This is a genomic window from Mesorhizobium sp. M6A.T.Cr.TU.014.01.1.1, assembly GCF_004022765.1.
In the GTDB taxonomy this organism is placed as follows: Bacteria; Pseudomonadota; Alphaproteobacteria; order Rhizobiales; family Rhizobiaceae; genus Mesorhizobium; species Mesorhizobium mediterraneum.
Genome location: NZ_RZPG01000004.1, coordinates 218,226 through 240,756, shown reverse-complemented (window position 1 = coordinate 240,756; position 22,531 = coordinate 218,226). Strand labels below are relative to the sequence as shown.

General features: G+C 61.7%; 19 protein-coding genes. 11 read left to right on the top strand and 8 right to left on the bottom strand.

The window, feature by feature from the left end:
* Positions 1-306: 306 nt before the first annotated feature.
* The gene (locus EN885_RS07835) at positions 307-1,245 is read left to right on the top strand and encodes a sugar-binding transcriptional regulator (RefSeq protein ID WP_126105499.1); all 939 of its coding nucleotides are present in this window, start codon (positions 307-309) and stop codon (positions 1,243-1,245) included.
* 33 nt (positions 1,246-1,278) lie between these two features.
* On the opposite strand, the gene EN885_RS07830 is transcribed toward EN885_RS07835, so the two are convergent.
* From EN885_RS07830 to EN885_RS07820, 3 genes are all read right to left on the bottom strand, one after another.
* The gene (locus tag EN885_RS07830) at positions 1,279-1,614 is read right to left on the bottom strand and encodes a hypothetical protein (RefSeq protein WP_095489098.1); all 336 of its coding nucleotides are present in this window, start codon (positions 1,612-1,614) and stop codon (positions 1,279-1,281) included.
* Between the two features lie 85 nt (positions 1,615-1,699).
* Positions 1,700-2,875, bottom strand: coding sequence for an acetate/propionate family kinase (locus EN885_RS07825; protein WP_164897593.1), 1,176 nt, complete (start codon positions 2,873-2,875; stop codon positions 1,700-1,702).
* On the bottom strand, positions 2,875-5,283 hold the full coding sequence (locus tag EN885_RS07820; protein ID WP_128241350.1) for a phosphoketolase family protein: 2,409 nt from the start codon (positions 5,281-5,283) through the stop codon (positions 2,875-2,877). Before EN885_RS07820 ends, EN885_RS07825 begins: the two co-directional genes overlap by 1 nt.
* Before the next feature lie 284 nt (positions 5,284-5,567).
* On the opposite strand from EN885_RS07820, the gene EN885_RS07815 reads away from it, so the two are divergent.
* Both EN885_RS07815 and EN885_RS07810 read left to right on the top strand, forming a co-directional pair.
* Complete coding sequence (locus EN885_RS07815) at positions 5,568-7,559, top strand: protein-L-isoaspartate(D-aspartate) O-methyltransferase (protein WP_095489096.1); 1,992 nt, start codon at positions 5,568-5,570, stop codon at positions 7,557-7,559.
* 96 nt (positions 7,560-7,655) lie between these two features.
* Complete coding sequence (locus EN885_RS07810) at positions 7,656-7,862, top strand: hypothetical protein (protein ID WP_027151394.1); 207 nt, start codon at positions 7,656-7,658, stop codon at positions 7,860-7,862.
* 21 nt (positions 7,863-7,883) lie between these two features.
* Here EN885_RS07810 and EN885_RS07805 read toward each other — a convergent pair whose 3' ends face one another.
* The 4 genes from EN885_RS07805 to EN885_RS07790 all read right to left on the bottom strand — a co-directional run bounded on the left by EN885_RS07805 (position 7,884) and on the right by EN885_RS07790 (position 13,849).
* Positions 7,884-8,381: a DUF1772 domain-containing protein gene (locus tag EN885_RS07805; protein ID WP_095489095.1), complete on the bottom strand. Its 498-nt coding sequence runs from the start codon at positions 8,379-8,381 to the stop codon at positions 7,884-7,886.
* A 594-nt stretch (positions 8,382-8,975) separates the two neighbouring features.
* Positions 8,976-10,562 carry a SpoVR family protein gene (locus EN885_RS07800; protein WP_128241351.1) on the bottom strand — a complete coding sequence of 529 codons (1,587 nt, stop codon included), beginning with the start codon at positions 10,560-10,562 and terminating at the stop codon, positions 8,976-8,978.
* Positions 10,563-10,572: 10 nt separating this feature from the next.
* On the bottom strand, positions 10,573-11,880 hold the full coding sequence (locus EN885_RS07795) for a YeaH/YhbH family protein (protein WP_095489093.1): 1,308 nt from the start codon (positions 11,878-11,880) through the stop codon (positions 10,573-10,575).
* Positions 11,881-11,899: 19 nt separating this feature from the next.
* Positions 11,900-13,849 carry a PrkA family serine protein kinase gene (locus EN885_RS07790; RefSeq protein ID WP_128241352.1) on the bottom strand — a complete coding sequence of 650 codons (1,950 nt, stop codon included), beginning with the start codon at positions 13,847-13,849 and terminating at the stop codon, positions 11,900-11,902.
* 255 nt (positions 13,850-14,104) lie between these two features.
* Between EN885_RS07790 and EN885_RS07785 the strand changes: the two genes are divergently transcribed.
* Positions 14,105-14,575: a YbhB/YbcL family Raf kinase inhibitor-like protein gene (locus tag EN885_RS07785; RefSeq protein WP_128241353.1), complete on the top strand. Its 471-nt coding sequence runs from the start codon at positions 14,105-14,107 to the stop codon at positions 14,573-14,575.
* A 1-nt stretch (position 14,576) separates the two neighbouring features.
* A complete protein-coding gene (locus EN885_RS07780; RefSeq protein WP_128241354.1) occupies positions 14,577-14,834 on the top strand; it encodes a hypothetical protein in 258 nt (85 codons plus the stop codon).
* A gap of 60 nt (positions 14,835-14,894) precedes the next feature.
* Here the strand turns inward: EN885_RS07780 and EN885_RS07775 are convergent, their stop codons facing one another.
* On the bottom strand, positions 14,895-15,332 hold the full coding sequence (locus EN885_RS07775; protein ID WP_095489250.1) for a DUF2267 domain-containing protein: 438 nt from the start codon (positions 15,330-15,332) through the stop codon (positions 14,895-14,897).
* A gap of 173 nt (positions 15,333-15,505) precedes the next feature.
* Between EN885_RS07775 and coxB the strand changes: the two genes are divergently transcribed.
* From coxB to EN885_RS07745, 6 genes are all read left to right on the top strand, one after another.
* Positions 15,506-16,483: a cytochrome c oxidase subunit II gene (gene coxB, locus EN885_RS07770; protein ID WP_128241355.1), complete on the top strand. Its 978-nt coding sequence runs from the start codon at positions 15,506-15,508 to the stop codon at positions 16,481-16,483.
* Positions 16,480-18,996, top strand: coding sequence for a cytochrome c oxidase subunit I (ctaD, locus tag EN885_RS07765; protein WP_128241356.1), 2,517 nt, complete (start codon positions 16,480-16,482; stop codon positions 18,994-18,996). The genes coxB and ctaD overlap by 4 nt, the downstream gene beginning before the upstream one ends.
* 7 nt (positions 18,997-19,003) lie before the next feature.
* Positions 19,004-19,384 (top strand): hypothetical protein, encoded by a 381-nt coding sequence (locus EN885_RS07760; RefSeq protein WP_128241357.1) that lies wholly within the window; start codon positions 19,004-19,006, stop codon positions 19,382-19,384.
* A complete protein-coding gene (locus tag EN885_RS07755; protein WP_164897800.1) occupies positions 19,381-20,004 on the top strand; it encodes a cytochrome c oxidase assembly protein in 624 nt (207 codons plus the stop codon). The genes EN885_RS07760 and EN885_RS07755 overlap by 4 nt, the downstream gene beginning before the upstream one ends.
* Complete coding sequence (locus tag EN885_RS07750) at positions 20,004-21,089, top strand: c-type cytochrome (protein ID WP_164547148.1); 1,086 nt, start codon at positions 20,004-20,006, stop codon at positions 21,087-21,089. Before EN885_RS07755 ends, EN885_RS07750 begins: the two co-directional genes overlap by 1 nt.
* A gap of 107 nt (positions 21,090-21,196) precedes the next feature.
* Entirely contained in the window at positions 21,197-22,513 is a 1,317-nt protein-coding gene (locus tag EN885_RS07745; protein WP_245493027.1) for a sorbosone dehydrogenase family protein, read from the top strand.
* The last annotated feature ends 18 nt before the right edge of the window (positions 22,514-22,531 follow it).

Sequence of the window (22,531 nt, the reverse complement as noted above, 5' to 3'; positions counted from 1 at the left end):
AGCACTGTGTCTGTTTCGCAATGAACAGATGAATTATTTGTGACAATCCGCAGATTACACATTTAGGCACAAAGTATTAATATAACTATCTTCTAAATAAGCACGGAGTATCCTGCCCATGCCTAGAGCATTTATCCATGTTGATCTATTCTTGTTGAATCTGCTATCCGGCTAAACGGCCATGACTTCCTTGCTGACATCGGCCAGTCAGCCGGAAACAGATCGCCGGGATTCGTAGGTTACAAATGCTACACCAGTGTGACGTTTGTAACTGAAAGCGGCCACGGCATGGGGGGAGGAAAGCGCATGGACCAGCAGGAGCTGATGATCAGGGCCGCATGGCTCTATCATGTGGAGGGTCTGACGCAGGCTGAGATCGGCGAGCGTATGCATCTCACCCGCCGCAGGGTCAACGAGCTTCTCGCCGCAGCACTTGAGGAAGGGATCGTGCGGATAGGCTTCAGCTCGCCGCTTGCCGCCAATATCGAACTCGAGGCCGAATTGCGAAGCCGGTTCGGCCTGCAGGATGCCGTCGTGGTGCCGACGCCGGGCGATCCCGGGCTGGTGCACTCGGTCATCGGACGGGGTGCTGCCGCCTATCTGGACCGGCTGACCCAAAGCCGCAAGCCTGCCTCCATCGGCGTCGGCTGGGGCGCGACGCTGCGGGAAACCGTGCGGCACATGACGGCGGTCAGCGAGCCGCAGATGGAGATTCGGTCGATGATGGGCGGACTGACGCGCGGCTCGGAGATCAACACATTCGAGATCGTCCGCGGCTTCGCGCAGGTCCTGGGCGCGCAATGCTGCTATTTCGCGGCGCCGATCTACGCCGAGAGCCCGCAATCGCGCGAGGCGATCATTTCCCAATCGGTGTTCCAGAGGATATTCCCCCGCACCTATGATGTGGATGTCTCCTATCTGAGCGTGGGGGACGTATCGCGGCAATCGCTGCAAGTGCGTTACGGCCTGCCTGAGGGAACGGATGCGCGTGATCTCATTGCCGCCGGCGCCGTCGGCGACCTCCTGGGCCGCTATCTCGATGCCGAAGGTAAGCCTGTGGACCACCCTCTCAACCGCCAGGTGCTTTCGCCGGAGCTCGAAGACTACCGCAATATCCCCTGCCGCATCATCGCCTCAGGCGGGACGCACAAACATGCCATTCTTCTAGCTGTGGCGGGGGCCGGGTTGGCGACGGTCATCGTAACGGATGCCGATAGCGCAAAAGCCATGCTTGATTGCCGATAGCCAGGCTCGGCACTGCAAGGTGGTCATCTGTCCCTAGAACCACCGCCGCTCAGGCTCGGAACTCTTCGCAATCACAATTCCGAGAAGGACACCGAATACGCCGCCAAGCACCATCGCCGAAGAGATTGTGCCTGGGTTCTGCTGGACAGTCTCAGACACGGTGTGCGCCTGGTTGCGCAATTGTCGGGCCGCACGCGAGGCCCGGTCGGCCGCGCTATCGTACCAGCCCTGTGCCTCCTCGGCTTGGTCGGAAAGGGTCCGATTTATTTTGGTGATTTCGCGGCGAAGCTCAGCGATCTGCTTCTTCATCGCCTCCTGGGCTTCGGTTGTCGCCTTTGAGGCGCCTGCCGTACTGGTGGTCTCGGCCATTGGATTTCTCCCTTTGGTAATCAGATGGGGAAACGGGCGCGGGCGCGCAGGGTTCCTTGCGTTGGAAACCGTGCCGTTGATTGCGTTATCGAGCATTCCCTTGCACCCGCGTGTGGCGGGCAATGATGCTCTCCTCGTCGGTCGCGACGACGCGTATTTCGACCTTGCTGTCCGGCCGGCTTATGATCCCGGCATGCGAGGCATTGGATGGCTCGTCGATCGCCACGCCAAGCCAATGGAGCCTTTCGCATATTGCTTTGCGGACCGGCGCCGAGCGCTCGCCAATGCCGGCGGTGAACACGAGGCATTCGAGGCCGCCCAAAGTGTTGGCGAGCGCGGCGGCCTCCCTTGCGGCCCGGAACGCAAAAAGGCTCACCGCTTCGCGCGCGTGGGGGTCGTCGCTCGCTTCCAGCGTGCGCATGTCACCTGAGATGCCGGATATTCCGAGCAGCCCGGATTCCTCATAGAGCATGTGCTGCAGAGCCTCCGCCGCAATGCCTCTTTCCAGGACGAAGTACAAGAGCACGCCCGGATCGATGGCGCCGCAGCGTGTGCCCATGACCAGGCCGTCGAGCGCGGAAAAGCCCATCGTCGTATCGACGCTTCTTCCGTCGTGCATGGCACATAGGCTCGCTCCGCTGCCGAGATGGGCAACGATCGTCCGCTTCGCTGCAAGAGCGGGCGATATCTCCTTGAGCCGCCCGGCGATGTATTCGTAGGAAAGCCCATGAAACCCGTAGCGGCGGATCCCTTCCGCATCGTATTTGCGCGGCAGCGCGAAGCGGCTCACGATCGGATCGATCGTCTGATGGAAAGCTGTGTCGAAACATCCGACCTGCGGCAGGTCCGGCCGCAGCGCGGCAAGCGTGCGGATCGGCGCGAGACTGCGAGGCTGGTGCAGCGGCGCAAGCGGCGTCAGCCTGTCCAAGGCGTCGATCACCTCAGGCGTCAGACGGACGGGTTCGACGAATTCGCGCCCGCCATGCACGATGCGGTGGCCGGCGGAGATTAGTTTCCGCCCGCCAAGCTCGCTCTCGATCCAGTCGAGCAACGCGCCGATGCCGGCATTGCGCGCGTCTCCCGCAAGCGGCCGATCACACTGCACCGTTCCCTCGGCCGCCTTTGCGCTGAGCCTCGGTGCGTCGCCGAGATCCAGCGCACCACGCGAGACGAGTTGCAGTTCCCCAGAGGGTTCAAGGTCGTATAGTCCGAACTTGATGCTGGAGGAGCCGGCGTTCAGCGCGAGAATTGCCTGTCGCATCAATCGCCCGCCTTCGTCGCACCGCTTTGGGGCCAGTTCCAATTCTGAATCTCGGGCATGTCTTCGCCGTGCTCGCGGACATAGGCCCTATGCTCCACAAGCTTCGCTTGAAGTTCGGCGGCAAGATCTTTCGCCCGTTCGGCGAGCCCAGGCACGTGTTTGATCGCGGCGAGCGCCAGGTGGAAACGGTCGAGCTCATTGAGCACGACCATGTCGAACGGCGTGGTCGTGGTGCCTTCCTCGCGAAAACCGTGCACATGCATGTTGTCATGGTTGGCGCGTCGGTAGGTCAGCCGGTGGATGAGATAGGGATAGCCGTGATAGGCGAAGATCACCGGCTTGGCTTTCGTGAACAGCGCGTCGAAATCCTCATCGGCGAGGCCATGCGGATGCTCTGAATTTGACTGCAGCGTCATCAGGTCGACCACGTTGACGACGCGAACCTTCAGGTCCGGAAGCGCCGAGCGCAAAATGTCGGTGGCAGCGAGCGTCTCCAGTGTCGGCACGTCGCCGGCGCAGGCCATGACCACATCCGGATCCTCGCCTTTCCCAGCTCCGGCCCATTCCCAGATCCCCGCCCCCGCCCGGCAATGCGTCTCTGCGTCTTCGACAGACAGCCATTGCTGCGCTGGCTGCTTGCCGGCGGTGATGACATTGATGCGGTTGTAGGTTCTCAGGCAATGATCGGTGATCCAGAGCAGCGTGTTGGCATCCGGCGGGAAATAGAGCCTGACCGTATCGGCCTTCTTGTTGGCGACGAAATCGGCAAAGCCCGGATCCTGGTGGCTGAAGCCATTGTGATCCTGCCGCCAGACATGGGAGGTCAGCAGGTAATTGAGTGAAGCGATCGGCTTGCGCCAGGCAAGCTCTCTGGATGTCTTCAGCCATTTCGCATGCTGGTTGACCATGGAATCGACGATGTGGATGAACGCCTCGTAGCAGGAGAACAGGCCATGGCGGCCGGTCAGCAGATAGCCCTCCAGCCAACCCTGGCAGAGATGCTCGCTAAGCACCTCCATGACGCGGCCGTCCCGGGAGAGCTGGACGTCATAGGGCTCGATCCGCTGCATCCAGACCCGGTCCGTGACTTCGAATACGTCGTCAAGGCGGTTAGAGGATGTCTCATCCGGCCCCATCAGCCGGAAATTCCTGGCCTCAGCATTCAGGCGTATGACGTCGCGGAGATAGCTTCCGAGAATCCGCGTCGCCTCGGCCTTGGCGCCTCCTGGACGCGGCACATCGAGCGCCAGGCTTTTCCAATCTGGAAGCGCGAGGTCGCGCTTCAGCAATCCGCCATTGGCATACGGGGTCGCGCCCATGCGCTGGGACCCGTTTGGCGCAAGCGCCGCCAGGTCTGGAAGTAGACGCCCGCCGTCGTCGAACAGCTTTTCCGGTTCGTAGCTCCGCATCCAGTCTTCGAGGATCTTGCGGTGCGCCTCGTTGCCGCGAGCATTCGACACCGGCACTTGATGCGAGCGCCAGAAATCCTCGACCTTCTTGCCATCGACCTCTTTCGGTCCGGTCCAGCCCTTCGGGCTGCGCAGCACGATCATCGGCCACAGCGGACGCTCTCCCTGCCAGCCCGGAGCACGGGCTCGCTTCTGGATTGAGCGGATCCTGTCCAGCGCGGTGTCCAGCTTCGTGGCCATCAACCGATGCATGGGAATTGGCTCGTGACCTTCGACGAAAAATGGTTCGTAGCCATAGCCGGCAAACAGGCTTCGCAATTCCACGTCATCCATGCGGGCTAGGATTGTCGGGTTGGCGATCTTGTAGCCGTTGAGATGCAGGATCGGCAGCACGGCGCCGTCGGATGCCGGGTTCAGGAACTTGTTGGAGTGCCATGCCGCCGCGAGCGGACCGGTTTCCGCCTCACCGTCGCCGACGACGCAGGCGACCACCAGATCGGGATTGTCGAAGGCCGCGCCGAAAGCATGGACCAGCGCATATCCCAGTTCTCCGCCTTCATGGATCGAGCCGGGCGTTTCGGGCGCCACATGGCTAGGCACGCCGCCAGGAAAGGAGAATTGCCGGAAGAGCTTTCTCAGGCCGTCTTCGCCCTGGCCGATTTCCGGATAGATCTCGCTGTAGGTGCCCTCGAGCCATGTGTTCGCGACCATCGCCGGGCCGCCATGACCTGGGCCGCAGATAAACAGAATTTCGAGACTGCGCTCACGGATGACGCGGTTCAGGTGGACGTAGATGAAATTGAGGCCGGGTGTCGTGCCCCAATGGCCGAGCAGCCGCGGCTTGACGTGCTCGGCTTTCAAGGGCTCGCGCAGGAGCGGATTGTCGAGCAGGTATATCTGGCCAACCGAAATGTAGTTCGCGGCGCGCCAATAGCGGTTCATGAGAGCGACCTGATCAAGGCCTGTTGGCTGCGCGGTGGTCCGAGCCTCGTCGTTCATCGAAACGTCTCCAGAATGCGTTTGCCCGTCGATATCTGGAGTGCCATCGCCCCGGAGAAAGGATTTTCACGGAAATAAGTTCGGCTGGAGCCGCCATTTACGCCCGCCAATCGCTCTTTTGCAGGAACCTGGAAGCTCGCCAACGGTTAAGGAGACGAGCCGCAGGAAATGAGATCAAGCGCTGCCGAGGCCGGGCGCGCACTGATGGAGAGATTGTCGCCGTTGGGCACGATTGGGGGGCACAATCGGGCCGGAGGGCCGCCAACTGGCAAGAGGAGCAAAAGATGCTCGATCTTCCCGATGCACGCAACCGAATGGTCGAAGTCCATCTCAGTCGCCGTGGCATCCATGACCACGAGGTGCTGGAAGCGATGCGTGAGGTTCCGCGCGAGGCTTTCGTCGCACCCGGCTTTGAAGAATTCGCCTACGAGGATGGGCCGCTGCCGATTGCGGAGGGCCAGACGATATCGCAGCCCTACATCGTCGCATTGATGATCGAGATGGCGGAGATCGGACCGGGCGACCATGTCCTGGAGGTTGGCACCGGCTCCGGGTACGCGGCTGCCGTGATGAGCCGGATCGTCGAACGCGTTTACACGATCGAACGCCACGCTGGATTGGCCGAAACGGCGAGGCAGCGGTTCGAAGAGCTTGGCTATGATAATATCGAAGTTCGCACCGGCGATGGCACCAAAGGCTGGCCCGACGCAGCGCCCTTCGACGCCATTCTGGTCGCAGCCGGCGGACCCGGTGCGCCGCTTGCGCTTCAGGAGCAGCTCGACGTCGGCGGCAGGCTCGTCATCCCGGTCGGCGACGAACCGCATGATCAGCGCCTTCTCAAGGTCACCCGAACCGGCGCTGCAACTTACAGCGAAGAGGATTTCGGCGGCGTGCGGTTTGTCCCGCTCATCGGCGAGCAGGGCTGGCCCGAGAATGGCAGCCGCATCGCGGATCGTCCGTCCGGACGCGCGCGCACGCGCAGCCTGCCGGAGATGATCGCGGCGGCGGCCGAACCGCTGCCGGATTTCGACGATCCGGCGTTCGGCGAATTGTTCGACCGGTTTGGCGACAGGCGCGTCGTCCTGCTCGGTGAAGCGAGCCACGGCACGTCGGAGTTCTACCGAGCCCGCGCGGCGATCACTCGCAGGCTGATCGAGAAACACGGCTTCACCATCGTCGCAGTCGAGGCCGACTGGCCTGATGCAGCGGCGATCGATCGCTACGTCCGCCACCGGTCGTCACGCGCTGACGCCGATCCGCCGTTCCAGCGGTTTCCCACCTGGATGTGGCGCAACACGGACGTTGCGGCGTTCGTCGACTGGATGCGACAACACAATGAAAGGATCAGGATATCGTCCCGACTGGCGGGGTTCTATGGCCTCGACATCTACAACATGAGCGGATCGATCGCCGCGGTTCTGCAATATCTCGACCGGGTCGATCCGCAGGCGGCAAAGATCGCACGTGAACGCTATGGCTGCCTGACGCCTTGGCAAAACGAGCCATCCACCTATGGCCGTGTCGCGCTCACATCGGGTTACGAGAAATGCGAGAAGGCGGTGCTTGAACAATGCCGCGAACTGCTTGCCAAACAGCTCGACTATGCGCAGCAGGACGGCGTCGATTTTCTGGATGCCACCCAGAATGCCCGGCTGATCGCTTCCGCAGAACGCTACTATCGGATCATGTACTATGGCGGCGCGCAGTCCTGGAACCTGCGCGACACCCACATGTTCGAGACGCTCGAGCATCTGCTGGAAGCTCGCGGGCCGAACGCCAAGGCGGTCGTGTGGGCGCATAATTCCCATATTGGCGACGCCCGCTATACCGAGATGGGAATTGTCAGGGACGAAGTGAACATAGGCCAGCTCTGCCGCCAGCGTTTCGGCGACGGGGCAGCCTTGATCGGGCTCGGCACGCATTCCGGGACAGTGGCCGCGGCCTCCGACTGGGACGGCGAGATGGAAATCAAGCGGGTGCGGCCTTCCCATAGCGATAGCTACGAGCGGCTTTGCCACGACTGCGGCGTCTCGCGTTTCCTGCTCGACATCAAGCGCGACGACACGCTGCGCGAACGGCTTCTGGAGCGTCGGCTGGAGCGCTTCATCGGCGTGATCTATCGGCCGGAGACCGAGCTGCGCAGCCACTATGCGGATGCCTCTCTTTCCCAGCAATTTGACGCGTTCGTCTGGTTTGACGAGACCGCCGCGGTGACGCCGCTTGGGCCGGAGCATGTCGGAACGGGCGTTCCCGACACCTATCCGTTCGGGCTTTAGCGCCTCACGGCAGAGCCGCATCAAGGTGCGTTTCGGCGGAACATTCATCGCGCCCTGCTGTTTCTAGAACAGGACCCTTTTCGAAGGAGTTGTGCCATGAGCGGAACCAAACATCCAAAATGGAAAAAGCCGAGCGATGCCGATCTGAGGAACAATCCCGGTATCGGGACCTCCAAGGGCACGATCAAGGAAGGCGACGAACTCGTGCTCGAAGGCGAAAACACGATCGAAGGCGACGTCGAGAACGACACGAATGCCCTTGGCGGGATCAATCCAAGGCAGAAGATGCGGACGAACAAGTAGCGTCGCTGCGCATCCTCCGCGTTATTCACTCCCAGCAAAAAATGTCGCGGCGACAGCAATTGAGATCAGGCTCAGCATCGCAAGGCCTGCCCTGGCGACGTGCGAGGCTTCCCAAACGTCGCGCAAGTCTCTCCAGTCGCGGCTTTGCTTCCGAGGGAGCAATGAAAAAAACGTCGCGGCTGGCTTCGACACAGCGACATCTTGCACCCAGAAATTGTTGACGGGATGGGTGACCAACCAATAGGTCGCATGTTCCGCCACCAAGAAGACAAGGGCCGTCAAGGTCCACCAGAATCGAGCGCCTGGATAAGGCGTCAGGTAGAGCAGGATGGCGAGCGCAATGATGCCGCCGATCTCGGCGAACCCGCCGATAGTGAAGCCGGGATAGTAGATCGCCTGCACAGATTTGTAAGTGGCCTCCTTGAGGCGCAACTTGCCGGGCAACTCCAACGCGTGCGCGAGCGAGAGCGCCATCGTGATTGCGACCAGAAGAAGGGTGACAATCATGAACGCGCGCATGCTGCTGCTCCCTGATCCGTGCCTCGCAATAAGCAGCGTACATAGAGTGCTCCCCGACCCGGTAAAGGTGACGAAGGTGGAGGCGCGGCCCCATTTTCCAGCGCCGCTGGCATTGAGCTCCGCCGAAATTGTCATTCGGACGGCGCGTCCGTGCCATCGGCCTTCCAAATGGCCACGCCTGTGACGGCAGGGAACCATCGTCAGGCGCGATGGTTGTCATCCCAGGGTGATCCTCCTCAAGGAAACGGCCATGACCGATCCTGATCCTGATCCGAACAATCCCGTTCCAATACCGGATAATCCCAATCCTGAGCCTGCCCGGCCGCCTGCTCCGCCGGAAACTCCGCCGAATGAGCCTCCGGGCGTTCCTCCGCCTTCGCCTGATCCCGTTCCCAGCCCGGAAAGGCAGCCCGTCGAAATTCCTCCCGATACACCACCCGAGATTCCCACGGAACCGACCTTCCCGGGTCCTACGGCCAGAGCATCGGACCCACAGCAAGCCTGATCACGAGAGGCTGGGCTGACGCATGGCGAAACAGCGCGGCCCCGCAGCGATTGGCTGTAGACCGACGCCGTCGCCGGCCGTCCGGTTGATCATTCCCCGATTTGGCTGGTCGAACGCTCGTTGAGCGTCCCACCCGTTTGCGCATCGATCGCCGCCAGGCTGACCTCATAGCCCCACAGGCGACGGATATGGCGCAGTGTCGCGTCGCGGCTGGCCTCCTCCAGCACGATGCCGTTCTTCACCTTGTGCTCCAGTCGCAACTGTCGGTCGCCGAGCAGATCCACATCCACCACCTGAATATCCGGCCGGCTGGCGCCGATGTCGTAGTTGTGAGCGAGCCCGGCGCGTATCTTTTCGTAGCCACGCTCATTGTGTATCGACGCGACTTCGTAATGCGGTTCGCTGGCGGCATCGGCGAGGATAAAGAACCGCCATTTCCGCATCAGGGCGGGGCTCAGATACTGGCGGATGAAAGATTCGTCGCGATGGTTCGCCCATGCGTCGAGCAGGGTTTCGCGCCAATTGCCGTTGCCGGCTATATCGGGGAACCAGTCACGATCCTCGGCGGTCGGCTCAGTCGATATGCGCTGGATGTCCTGCATCATGTCCAGGCCCAAGGCATAAGGATTGATGCCGGAAAACCGCGGATCGTCGAAGCCCGGCTGGAAAATCACATTCGAATGGTTGCGCAGGATTTCCAGCATCGCGCCTTCGGTGATCAGGCCGCGATCGAACAGCGTGTTCATGAGTGTGTAGTGCACAAACGTGGCACAACCTTCGTTCATCACCTGCGTCTGCCGCTGCGGATAAAAATATTGCGCGACGACGCGGACGATCCTGATGATTTCACGTTGCCAAGGCTCCAGGACCAGACTGTTTTTTTCCAGGAAGTAGAGCAGGTTCTCCTCGGGCAGGTTGAGCGTTTTCTTCCGCTCCGCCATGCCGGGATCCTTTTCCCCAACATTGTCTCCGTCCTTCGAACGCGGGAGCGTGCGCCACAGGTCATTGTAGGACCGCTCTTCGTACTCCAGGCGCTCGCGAACGCCTTCGCGCTGCCGCTCCGACGACAGCTTCGGCGGCCGATGGTATCTGAACACGCCCTGCTCCATCAGCGCGTGGGCGGAGTCGAGGATCGCCTCCACCGCGGCCACGCCGTGCCGCTCCTCGCAGCGGGCAATGTAACCCTTCGCGAAATCAAGATAGCTCAGGATCGCGCTGGCATCCGTCCACTGCCGGAACAGGTGATTGTTCTTGAAGAAATGATTATGACCAAGCGCTGCATGGGCTGTCACCAGGGCCTGCAGGGCCATGGTGTTTTCCTCCATCAGGTAGACGATGCAAGGATTTGAATTGATGACCAGTTCATAGGCGAGCCCCCGCCCGCCTTTGCGATAGAGCAATTCCTGGTAGAGGAAATGCTTGCCGAAGGACCAATGGCGATACATCAGCGGCATGCCGACCGAGGAATAGGCGTCGAGCATCTGCTGGGAGGAGATGATCTCCATCTGCACCGGGTAGACGTCGAGGTGAAGCTCTTCGATCGCGAGCGCCTCGATCGCTTCGTAGGCGCGCGACAATGTCTTGAAATCCCAGTCGGATCCGGAAAAGAGTAAACCTGATTTGCTGGCTTGGCCGGATTTGCTGGTTTGGCCGGATTTGCTGGTCTGGCTCGCCATCGGCTCTCCCTCAAGCGCTCTTCTGGAAGGCCGGCTGCCTGGCAAAGAGCTGGCGAAAGACCGGATAGATGTCGGCTGCGTTGGCGATACGGCTCATCTGGAAATTCGGCCATCTCTGGTTGACAGCATTGTAGGCGCGCCAGAGCGAGGTTCCATTGTCGGTGGTGCCGAAAATATGGCTCTCGCGTTCGTCGATGATCTCGACATAGGCGAAATACTGGCACAGGCGCATGATCTGGCTGTCCATGAGGCCTATGCAGCGCTCGGAATCGGTCACGAAATTGTCGCCATCCGATGCCTGGGCGGCATAGATGTTCCACTCGTTGCTGGGATAGCGCTGCTGGATGATGCGGTGCATCTCTTCGAGGGCCGTGGAAACGACCGTGCCGCCGCTTTGCGTATTGTAGAAGAAGGTTTCCTCGTCCACCTCCTGCGCCTCGTGCGTATGGCGGATGAAGACGATTTCGGTGCGATCGTAGCGCCGTTTCAGGAACAGGTGCAGCAGCACGAAGAAGCGTTTGGCCAAATCCTTCTCGCGCTCGCCCATCGAGCCGGATACGTCCATGAGACAGAACATGACCGCATTGGCATTCGGCACGGGCCGGAAGTCGAAACGGTTGAAGCGGATGTCGACCGGGTCGACATAGGCGATCCGCTTGCGGCGGCGCTCAAGTCGCTCAAGCTCTTCCCGCAACGCAGTAATGCGCTGGTGTGTCGCCGCGCTCGCGGGCTCTGCCTCCAGGATTGCGAGTTCCTCCGCAATCGCATCAAGCTCCCCCTGCTTGGGACGCCTGAGCGCAATCCGGCGACCATGGCTGTTTCGCATCGTGCGCCCGACATTGATGTTGGTTGGGGCACCGGTCGCGGCGAATCCAGCCCGGCGCGGCTTGAAAGCGAGTATCTCCTTGAGATTGAGCTTGACCATGTCGGGAAGTTCGAGATCCTCGAAAAAGAGATCGAGCACCTCCTCGCGCGAGAGCACGAAACGAAAGTCGTCCTCCGAAACCGTTTTCCCGGGAGACGAGCCGCCGCCGCCCTGGCCGGGCTTGGGGACCCGGTCGCCTGGGGCGAAATGCTTGTTGCCCGGCAGGATGTGCTGCCGCTTGCCGCTGTCCTTCGCATCGCCGAAACTCGGCTCGGCTGTGCCCCTCGCTGGCATGGAGACGGCATGTTCGGCATCCACATCCGCGATCTTGCCGGTGCGGATCTGATCCCGGATGCTTCGCTTCAGCTCCTCGCGCGCACGCTTCAGGAAGCGCTGGCGGTTGCCGAGGCTCTTGTCCTTCGGGTTCAGTCGGCGATCGATGAAGATCGGCATGGAACCATCCCGGCCGGACTCAACCCGCCTTGTTCACCCGCATGTACCAGTCCACCAGCCGGCGGACCTGACGTTCGGTGTAGCCGCGTCCGACCATCCGATGCACGAACTCGGTATGCCGCTTCTCCGTCACGCTGTCCTGCTTGGAGCCGAAGCTGATCACCGGGAGCAGATCCTCGACCTGGCCGAACATCCGCTTTTCGATGACTTCGCGCAGCTTTTCATAGCTTGTCCATGACGGGTTGCGGCCATGGTTCCTTGCCCGCGCGCGCAACGTGAACTTCACGACCTCGTTGCGGAAATCCTTGGGATTGGCGATGCCGGCCGGCTTTTCGACTTGCGACAGCTCGTTGTCCAGCACCTCGCGATTGAGGATCTGGCCGGTATCGGGGTCCTTATAGTCCTGATCCTCGATCCAGGCATCGGCGTAGGCGATGTAGCGGTCGAACAGGTTCTGGCCGTATTCGCTGTAGGATTCGAGATAAGCCTTCTGGATCTCATGGCCGATGAACTCGGCATAACGCGGGGCGAGCTCGGACTTTATGAAGTCGAGATAGGAGGCTTCCGTTTCCTTTGGGAACTGCTCGCGCTTGATCGCCTCCTCCAGAATGTACATCAGATGCACGGGATCGGCGGCCACTTCCTTGGTGTCGTAGTTGAATGTCTGCGACAGGATCTTGAAAGCAAAGCGCGTGCTGACGCCGGTCATGCCCTCGTCGACCCCAGCGGCATCGCGGTATTCCTGAACCGACTTCGCCTTGGGATCTATGTCCTTGAGGTTTTCGCCGTCATAAACGCGCATCTTCGTGTAGAGCGGCGAATTGTCGTGCTCCGCCAGACGCGTCGATACGGTGAAGCGGCTGAGAATATCCAGCACCTCCGGAGCGCAGGAGCTGGAGGCCAATTCGCTCTCGCGCAGCAGCTTTTCGTAGATCTGCCTTTCTTCGGTGACCCGCAGGCAATACGGCACCTTGACCACCAGGATACGGTCGAGGAACGCCTCATTGTTCTTGTTGTTCTTGAACTGCAGCCATTCCGATTCGTTGGAATGGGCCACGACGATGCCCTGATAAGGGAAAGATCCGAAGTTTTCCGTGCCGTTGTAGCTGCCTTCCTGGGTAGCGGTCAGCAACGGATGGAGGACCTTGATCGGCGCCTTGAACATCTCGACGAACTCAAGCAACCCTTGCGTGGTCCGGTTCAGGCCGCCGCTGTAGGAATAGGCGTCCGGATCGGATTGGCTGAAATGCTCGAGTTGTCTTATGTCGACCTTGCCGACCAAGGCCGAAACGTCCTGGTTGTTTTCATCGCCTGGCTCGGTCTTGGCGATGCCGATCTGGCGCAGCCGCGAAGGCATCAGCTTGACGACGCTGAACTTGGAGATGTCGCCGGACAGTTCATCGAGGCGCTTGGCCGCCCACGGCGAGATCAAGCCGTTCAACCGGCGCCGCGCGATGCCGTATTTGTCCTCCAAAAGGTCAGCCATGCGGTCGGGATGGAAAAGCCCGAGCGGCGATTCGAAAACCGGGCTAATCTGGTCGCCGACCTTCAGCGTATAGATCGGACGCTGCTCCATCAGCTTCTTCAGCCGTTCGGCCAGCGAGGACTTGCCGCCGCCGACAGGGCCGAGCAGGTAAAGAATCTGCTTGCGCTCCTCAAGCCCTTGAGAGGCGTAGCGAAAATAGCCGGCGATACGCTCGATCGTGTCCTCCATGCCATAAAACTCGGCGAAGGAGGGGTACACCTTGATTGTCCTGTTCGCGAAAATGCGGCCGAGCCGCTCATCCATGCTGGTATCGACCAGAGTGGGTTCGCCGATCGCCTCGACCATCCGTTCGGGCGCCGAGGCATACATCGATTTATCCTCACGGCAGGCGAGGAGATATTGCTGGATGCTTATCTCCTCCTGCGCCGCATTCGTGTAAATCTCCGAAAACAGATCGAAGACGTCGGAGTGGTTCTCGCGCATGGTATCCTCGCCCCGGCCGGTCTGGTTGCTGTCGCCTCTTCATTCAACTGTCGGAAAGCCTTTGTGGTTCCCTCTCAACACGTAGTGAGTCTGAGACCAGATGTTAGGGGTCCAGACAGATATCGTCAAAGCCTGAAAACCAGCCAGCCAATGGTTCGCACAATGGAACGTTTCCGAGGGACGTCCATTCCTCCATCAGTGCGCTTGCCGAGCACAAGCCCGCCACGAACAAGCCGTTTTTTGGAGGAATGAACCATGCCGCTTACGCTCAGCAGTTCCGCCTTTGCCGAGGGTGGAAAAATTCCGGAAAGATATACCCGTGATGGAAAGAACGTGTCCCCGCCGCTGAAATGGTCGGGCGTGCCGGATAAGGCGAAGAGCCTCGTTCTCGTCGTGCAGGATCCCGATGCGCCGAACGGAACCTTCGGTCACTGGGCAGTGTTCAACATCCCGCCTGACGTCGGCGAACTGCCCGACGCTGAGAGTGGCAAGCCTGGTCCTGCAGCGCTCAGGCAAGCCACAAACGACTTTGGCAACGCTTACTATGACGGTCCTGAACCGCCGATCGGGCACGGCGTCCATCATTACCATTTCCGACTTGCCGCGCTCGACACGCCGAGCCTCGCGATTCCGGGGTCCGCCGGCGTCGAGCGCATCTGGCAAGAAGCCAAAAAACATGTCCTGGAGGAAGCAGAATTGGTGGGGACATACGAACGCAACGGTTGAATTGGCGGCACAGGTCATTTGGTTGAAGATATCTAAAATCGTGCTGTCCGTCCTGGACCAGAAGGGAGGAACGGTCTCCTCCTCTCGGTTTTGTGAGATGTTCGAAAACAACATGTGGTTGATCGTCGTTGCCGGCGGCCCGCTATTGCTGGCGATCCTGATCGCCTACGCACTCATCACGCGGCGCGATCGCGGCCCGGCGGAACGCAGAGAAAGCGATCGGGCGACTGAGCGCCTGTATCGCGAGCAGAGGGACTGACCGGCTGGGCGGAACCAGTTGAGGATCGTGTCGGCACCCCGACTTTTGACTTTGCTGCCGCTACACTCCGACGCTTTCGGGCCAAAGCGCCTGGATGTGTTTCGGCAAAGCGTCTCGCACTTTCGCCGACTGGCCGAGGTCGACATGCCTCGCGAGAACTTTGAACACGGATCTCGTCGCATCCTCGGGATTCACGGGTCGAGTGGATTTCATCTCCTCGGCCACGCGCTGCAGGAATTCCTCCAATGAACGGCTGTTGGTCGGCAGATTATGCGGCCGATACCGATCATAGTAGGCGCCGCGTATGAGAAGCGGCAGCTCCGCTCCCAAATTGGCAGCCAGTTCGATCTGCAGCCAGTCTCGCAAAGTGCGCAAAACGGCGCCCAGCATATGCCAGGCAACGCGCCTATCGGGCCCGTGGTCGGCCATGATCTCGTCCAGCCAGATGTGTGTTGTTTGCAGGGTTTTGTCAAAAACTTCCAGGCCGGTTGCGCTCATCGTCGCCTCCTTAAGCATGGGCAATCCCAATACCCACGACGGGCAAACGGGGATCAAGCGCAATTGTTTCGTCAGTCGTTGAAAAATTGCCCGGCGAATGCAGCTTTAGTTCGAAAACTCAATTGCCCGGAACCTTCCGCCCATCTCGCCGGTTTACCGCGGAGGGGTTGGAAATGGGTCAATATTTCAGCCTGTCCGCTGCGTCTTTTTTGCTCGCGAGCGGCTATGCCGGCGCTCGGTCGGTACTTGAGCCCGCGGGAGAGGAAGCGCAGCAGATAGCCGTGCTGTTCTGGGTAATGCTAAGCGGCGGCGCGCTCATCTGGCTGGGCGTGGTCGGCCTGCTTCTTCATTCAGCCCTGTTCAATCGCCGCAGGCTGGCCGAAAAGTCCGCCAGCAGGATCATCCTTTGGGGCGGCGTGGTCTTCCCGTCGGTCACGCTTTGTGCCCTGCTCGCCTATGCACTGTGGCTGATGCCTGGCCTCCGGCCCTTCGCCCAGGCGAGCTCCGCCGCCCTGCGGATCGAGGTCACCGGCAGGCAGTTCTGGTGGGAAGTTGTCTATCACCCATCTCAGGGGCCACCGGTCGCTTCTGCCAACGAGATCAGGCTGCCGGTCGGCGAGCGGGTCGAATTGACCCTGAAAAGTGCCGATGTGATCCATTCCTTCTGGATTCCACCGCTCGGCGGCAAGATGGACATGATCCCCGGCCGCATCAACAGGCTTTCACTCAATGCCACGAAACCCGGTGTTTTCCGGGGACCTTGTGCCGAATATTGCGGCACGTCTCACGCGCTGATGGCGTTCTCGGCCGTGGCGATGGAGCCCGAAGCATTCCGGTCCTGGCTGGCCGCCCAGGCGATTCCTGCGCCAAGCGCAGGCGCGAGCGGCAGCGCGCTGTTCCTGCGTCATGGCTGCGGGTCCTGCCATTTCGTCGCGGGCACAGATGCGCGCGGCACGATCGGCCCGGATCTTTCGCATCTCGGATCCCGCGTCACCGTCGGAGCTGGCATCTTGCCCAACACCGAAGACGCCGTCGCCCGCTTCATCGCCCGGCCCGAACTGATCAAGCCCGGCTCCAGCATGCCGGCTTTCGACATGTTGCCGCCGGGCGACGTTCGCGCCATAGCCGCCTGGCTGAGAGGCCTGCAATGAGCGCTGCGGTCAAGGAGCGTTCGCGGGAAGAATACAAGGCGCAGGAAGAGCGGCTGCGCACCGTGTGGGCCAATCCGACCGGCTGGCGCTACTGGACCTCGGTGAACAATTTCCAGATCGGCCTCTGGTACGGCTCGGCCGCCTTCGCCTTCATGCTGTTCGCCGGCGCGCTCGCGCTGCTCATGCGCCTGCAACTCGCCGTGCCCGACAACGACTTCCTGTCGGCCGACTTCTTCAACCAGGCCTTCACCCTGCACGGCACGGTGATGATGTTCCTGTTCGCGGTGCCGATCTTCGAGGCGGTCGCGATCTTCCTCCTGCCGCCGATGCTGGGCGCGCGCGAGATGCCGTTCCCGCGCCTCGGTGCCTTCAGTTTTTGGAGCTTTTTCCTTGGCGGTATCTTCGTCTGTGGCTCGATCTTCTTCAATGCGGCGCCCTCGGCAGGCTGGTTCATGTATCCGCCGCTCGCCACCGACAAGGAGTTCTCCGGCATCGGCGCCGACATTTGGCTGCTAGGCCTTTCGTTCATCGAAGTCGCCTCGATCGCGGCCGCCGTCGAGCTCATCGTCGGCATCATGAAATGCCGTGCGCCGGGCATGCGCATCAACCTGATGCCGCTCTTCGCCTGGTACCTGCTGATCGTGGCGGGAATGATCCTGTTCGCCTTTCCGCCGCTGATCGCCGGCGACCTCCTGTTCGAGATGGAACGGATGTTCGATTGGCCGTTCTTCGACGCGGCACGCGGCGGCGACCCGCTGCTCTGGCAGCATCTGTTCTGGATCTTCGGCCATCCGGAGGTCTACATCATCTTCCTGCCGGCCATCGCGCTGATGGCGATGATCGTGCCGACTTTTTCCCAGCGGCCGATCGTCGGTTATTCCTGGATCGTGCTTGCGGCAGTGGGAACTGGGTTCCTCTCCTTCGGCCTGTGGGTGCATCACATGTTTGCGACAGGCCTGCCGCAGATCTCGCTGGCCTTCTTCTCGGCGGCCTCCGAGGCGGTGGCGATCCCGACCGGCGTGCAGATCTTCGTCTTCATCGCCACCATGCTTGCCGGCCAGGTGATCTTCTCGACGCCGATGCTGTTCGGTGCCGGAGGATTGGCCATCTTCGTCATCGGCGGGCTGACGGGGGTCATGGTGGCGCTAGCACCCTTCGACTGGCAGGCGCACGACACGTATTTTGTCGTCGCGCACCTGCATTATGTGCTGATCGGCGGCATGCTTTTTCCGGTCATGGCCGGGCTCTATTACTATTACCCGCTGATCGACGCGAAGCAGCTTTCCGACCGTCTGGGTCGGCTCGCCTTCTGGCTGATGTTCTGCGGCTTCAACATCGCCTTCTTCCCCATGCATCTGAGCGGCTTGCGCGGCATGCCCCGGCGCGTCTTCACTTATCCGGCTGGAATCGGCTGGGACTGGCTGAACCTCATCTCGACGGCCGGAGCCTTCGTCTTCGCAGCGGGCGTGCTGGTGGTTGTCTTCGACGTGCTCAGGCCGAAGCACCGGCAGCAGCGCGGCGAACTCAACCCTTGGAACGCCGGCACGCTGGAATGGATTTCCGAGCCGGAGGAGAACTGGGGCGTCCGCTCGATACCCCTCGTGCGCAGCCGCTATCCGCTGTGGGACCAAAAGGACCTTGCCCGCAAGGTCAATGAAGGCCGCTATTACCTGCCCGACGCGGAAGAGGGATGGCGCGAGGGACTGGTCACCTCCGTGCTCGACGCCGAACCCATCCAGGTGCTGCGCGTCGGCGGCACGTCCTATGTCACCATCGTCTCGGCCTTCTCGCTCGGGGCCGCCTTCATCGCGCTTACCTTCCACTGGTGGATCGCGACGGCGCTGGCTGCAATTATCTGCTTTTGCGCCGTCCTCTATTGGCTCTGGACGGGCACCGGCGAAATCCCCGAGAAGCCGGAAAAAGATGTCGGCCTCGGCCTCAGCCTGCCGCTTTATGCCTCCGGTGCCGATTCGGTCGGCTGGTGGGCGATGTTCATCACCATGGTGGGCGACGGCACGGCCTTTGCCAGCCTTGTCTTCGGTTATTTCTTCTACTGGACGATCCATGCCGACTTCACCGCGGGGATTGCCGGGCCTGATGCGGTTTGGTCGCTGGTAGCTGCCATCCTGTTTGCTGCGGCGTGGGGCCTGATGGTGGCGGCACGCACATTCAACAGGCGCGGCGCCACGGCCGCTATGCGCGGCTTGCTGGTGCTGTCCTTGCTAACCACCGTCGGCGCGTCCGCCGCAGGCTTGGCCGGGCCGTGGTCTCCCGGCATGGAGCCGACGCGCCACGTCTATCCCGCAATCGTGTGGATCCTCGTGCTCTGGGTGCTCGCCCATGCAGCGGTCGGCACGGTCATGCAGGCCTATTGCCTGGCACGCTCGCTGGCGGGCCGGCTGACGCCGAAGCATGACATGGATCTAGGCAACGTGGTGCTCTACTGGCATTTCCTGCTGGTCACCGCCGTCATCACCTTCACCATCATCGGCCTCTTTCCGGCAGCGATGTGAGGCGGCGATGCGGCTCATCCCGAAGCAGATCGAGACACTCTGGACGCTGTTTACCGCGCCCGTGATCTGGGCTGCGCATTTCCTCGTCTGCTACCTGGGCGCGGCGATCTATTGCGCTAAACCCGAGCTTGTCGGGTTGAGTTTCAGCGCTGTGCGCGCGGGTATCGCCGCCGCCACTGTGATCGCCCTCTCACTGATCGCGCTGTCCGCATGGCTCGCCTGGCGGCAATGGGGCTTCGGCACCGATGATCCGCCCCATGACGATCCGACGAGGCGGGACCGGACCCTGTTCCAGGGATTTGCGACGCTGCTGCTCTCGGGTCTCAGCTTCATCGCCGTGATCTTCACCGCGATGCCCGCATTGTTCCTGACGGAGTGTATCCGGTGAGACGCGCTTGCCTCATCCTCGGCCTCTTCGTCCTCGCCCTGGTCTGGCTCGGGCCGCTGCTCGACGCCTGGCGGGATTCGTTTTCGGCGCACATGCTGGCGCATATGGGAGTGGTAGCGATCGCCGCGCCGCTGATGGCGATTGGGATCCCGCTCGGTCCAACACCAGATGCAAACCGGACGTTCGCCCTACCCCTCCTCGCCTCCCTCGTCGAGCTTGTCATTGTCTGGTCCTGGCACGCGCCGGCCATGCGGGGGCTGGCTCAAAGCTCGCTGTTGGCCACCGCCATCGAGCAGGCCACGTTCCTCGCCGCCGGGCTGTTCTTGTGGTTGGCCTGCCTGCCGCGCCGCGGCTCGGACACCACAGGCAATGCCGCCGGAGCCTTCGCCCTGCTTCTCACATCCATCCATATGACCTTGCTCGGCGCGCTGCTGGCGCTGACCCCAAGGCCGCTTTATGGGAAAGGCGAGGCAAGCTGCTTCGGCATCGCGCTTTCCGCGCAGCAGGATCAGGAGCTTGGCGGCGTGATCATGCTTCTGGTTGGTGCTGCTGTCTATCTGGCCGGCGGCTTGACGCTTTTCGCGCGCATGCTCGCCACTCCGTCGCGGGAGACAGGCTGATGCATATCAGCTGGAAAAAGCTCGCCATAGCGCTGGCCATTCTGCCCTTCGTCGTGGTGCTGGCGGCCTGGATCGGCTTTTTCAATGTCGGTGCCTCAAGCGGCCACTGGAAGATCACGGAATGGTTTCTCCATTTCGCCATGCGATCGGCTGTGCGCACCTATGCGCTGGCGGTCGACGTTCCGGAAACTCTGCCGCGCCATGCGATCCAGCCGGCCGCCGGACATTTCGCGCGCGGCTGCGCCATCTGTCACGGAGCGCCAGGCGAGCCGCGATCTCCTGTCGTCACGAGGATGCTGCCGCAGCCGCCCGACCTTGCCGGGTCCGTCGGCGAATGGACCGACGCGCAGCTTTTCCGCATCGTCAAGCACGGCGTGCGCTTCACCGGCATGCCTGCCTGGCCGACGCAGGAACGCGACGACGAGGTCTGGGCGATGGTCGCCTTCCTGCGCGAGCTGCCGTCGATGGACGAAGCCACCTATCGTGACCTCGCCTTTGGAGAAACGCTAGCGTCTCCCGAAGGCGATGCCGGGCCCCTGCCGCAGGCGCTCGCGGATTGCGTCCGCTGCCACGGTGGGAACGGACGGGGTCGCGGTCCCGCGATACCCGTTCTCGCCGGGCAGAGCGAAGCCTATCTCCTTGAAAGCCTGCGTGCCTACGCCGAAGGAAGCCGGGCAAGCGGGATGATGAGCCTGCCCGCCATTGAGGCGGGGCCGCAGTTCTGGCCGGACCTGGCCAAGCATTTCGCCGCCCTGCCGACGACGCATGCCAGCGGCGGGGGCGATCCCGCGCTCATCGGGCGCGGCAAGGAAATCGCCGAGAGAGGCATGAGGCACGCCGGCGTGCCAGCCTGTCTCGGCTGCCATGGAAGACAGGACCGCAGTCGGTTCTATCCCTCCCTCGCCGGCCAGCCTGAGCGCTACATCGCGGCGCAGCTTGGGCTGTTCAGGGCCGGAAAGCGTGGCGGAACGCGCTTCGGCCATCTCATGGCCAATGCCGCGAAGGGTCTGACGGATGACGACATCCGCGCGCTTGCGGCCTATTTCTCGCTATCGGCCGCTCCGTCCGCAACCGGAACGCGATAAGCGCGTTTGCGTTTTTTCGACATTCCGAGGTTCTGGTGAAAAAGTTGCTTACCGCCGTTCTCGTGCTGATCGTTCTTTTCGTCGTCGCCGGCGGAGCGGTCTTCTTCCTGTCCCGCGAAGAGGCGACAGTTCCGATCGCAGAGGGCTATGGCCCCAACCCGACTCTGCCGGAGCCCAATCTGACCTGGCTGCCGACCGTCCATGTCGCCAAGGCCGCGCCGTGGCCGAAGGGCACGAAGCCGACAGCGGCCCAAGGATTTGCAGTCAACGAGTTTGCCGGCGGGCTCGACCATCCGCGCTGGCTGCACGTGCTGCCAAACGGCGACGTGCTGGTGGCGGAGAGCAATGCGCCGCCCAGGCCGGACGAGGGCTTTAACACACGCAGCATACGCGGCTTCCTCATAGATAGCATCCGCAGCATACGCCACTTCTTCACAGACCTCTTCCAGAGCCGGGCTGGCGCGGAAACGTCTAGCGCCAATCGCATCTCGCTGCTGCGCGATCAGGATGGCGACGGGGTGGCAGAAACCAAAACGGCCTTCCTCACTGGTCTGTTCTCGCCATTCGGCATGACCCTGCTCAATGGCAAGCTCTACGTCGCCAATGCCAATGCAATTGTGGCTTTTCCCTACCAGGAGAGCGCGACCGAGATCACCGCACCGGCGGAGAAGATCGTCGACCTGCCTGCGGGGAGGAACCACCACTGGACCAAGGACGTGACCGCCTCGCAGGACGGGACGAAGCTCTATGCAACGGTCGGATCCAATTCCAATGTCGGCGAGAACGGCTTGGAGGAAGAGGAGAGCCGCGCCGCCGTGCTGGAGATCGATCTCGCCTCGAAACAGACGCGTCTCTTCGCCTCCGGGCTGCGCAATCCCAACGGCCTGTCCTGGAATCCGGAAAGCGGCGAGCTTTGGGTCGTCGTCAACGAGCGCGACGAGATCGGCAGCGACCTCGTGCCGGACTACATGACCTCGGTGAAGGATGGCGGCTTCTACGGCTGGCCTTACAGCTACTACGGCCAGCATGTCGATGATCGCGTCGAGCCGCAGCGGCCCGACCTCGTCGCCAAGGCGATCAAGCCGGACTATGCGCTCGGGGCGCACACGGCTTCATTGGGACTGACCTTCAACACGGGCGACCTGTTCGGTCCCCAATACAGGAATGGCGCCTTCGTCGGGCAACATGGCTCGTGGAATCGCAAGCCGCGCAGCGGCTACAAGGTGATTTTCGTGCCGTTTACCGGTGGCAAGCCCTCTGGCCCGCCTCAAGACATCCTCACCGGCTTCCTGAGCCAGGACGACAAGGCTTTCGGCCGTCCTGTGGGGGTGGCGATAGACCGGCGCGGCGCCCTTCTGGTAGCAGACGATGTCGGCAATAAAGTCTGGCGGGTCGTTCCATCGCAGGCACAATCGGCACTTTGAGCGGTTCGTGCTGCCGGC

Coding starts and splice junctions, on each gene's coding strand:
- coxB (WP_128241355.1), top strand. CDS start 15,506: ATGGGTCAATATTTCAGCCTGTCCGCTGCGTCTTTTTTGCTCGCGAGC.
- EN885_RS07760 (WP_128241357.1), top strand. CDS start 19,004: ATGCGGCTCATCCCGAAGCAGATCGAGACACTCTGGACGCTGTTTACC.
- EN885_RS07795 (WP_095489093.1), bottom strand. CDS start 11,880: ATGCCGATCTTCATCGATCGCCGACTGAACCCGAAGGACAAGAGCCTC.
- EN885_RS07805 (WP_095489095.1), bottom strand. CDS start 8,381: ATGCGCGCGTTCATGATTGTCACCCTTCTTCTGGTCGCAATCACGATG.
- EN885_RS07790 (WP_128241352.1), bottom strand. CDS start 13,849: ATGCGCGAGAACCACTCCGACGTCTTCGATCTGTTTTCGGAGATTTAC.
- EN885_RS07785 (WP_128241353.1), top strand. CDS start 14,105: ATGCCGCTTACGCTCAGCAGTTCCGCCTTTGCCGAGGGTGGAAAAATT.
- EN885_RS07825 (WP_164897593.1), bottom strand. CDS start 2,875: ATGCGACAGGCAATTCTCGCGCTGAACGCCGGCTCCTCCAGCATCAAG.
- EN885_RS07810 (WP_027151394.1), top strand. CDS start 7,656: ATGAGCGGAACCAAACATCCAAAATGGAAAAAGCCGAGCGATGCCGAT.
- EN885_RS07775 (WP_095489250.1), bottom strand. CDS start 15,332: ATGAGCGCAACCGGCCTGGAAGTTTTTGACAAAACCCTGCAAACAACA.
- EN885_RS07835 (WP_126105499.1), top strand. CDS start 307: ATGGACCAGCAGGAGCTGATGATCAGGGCCGCATGGCTCTATCATGTG.
- ctaD (WP_128241356.1), top strand. CDS start 16,480: ATGAGCGCTGCGGTCAAGGAGCGTTCGCGGGAAGAATACAAGGCGCAG.
- EN885_RS07750 (WP_164547148.1), top strand. CDS start 20,004: ATGCATATCAGCTGGAAAAAGCTCGCCATAGCGCTGGCCATTCTGCCC.
- EN885_RS07800 (WP_128241351.1), bottom strand. CDS start 10,562: ATGGCGAGCCAGACCAGCAAATCCGGCCAAACCAGCAAATCCGGCCAA.
- EN885_RS07830 (WP_095489098.1), bottom strand. CDS start 1,614: ATGGCCGAGACCACCAGTACGGCAGGCGCCTCAAAGGCGACAACCGAA.
- EN885_RS07820 (WP_128241350.1), bottom strand. CDS start 5,283: ATGAACGACGAGGCTCGGACCACCGCGCAGCCAACAGGCCTTGATCAG.
- EN885_RS07815 (WP_095489096.1), top strand. CDS start 5,568: ATGCTCGATCTTCCCGATGCACGCAACCGAATGGTCGAAGTCCATCTC.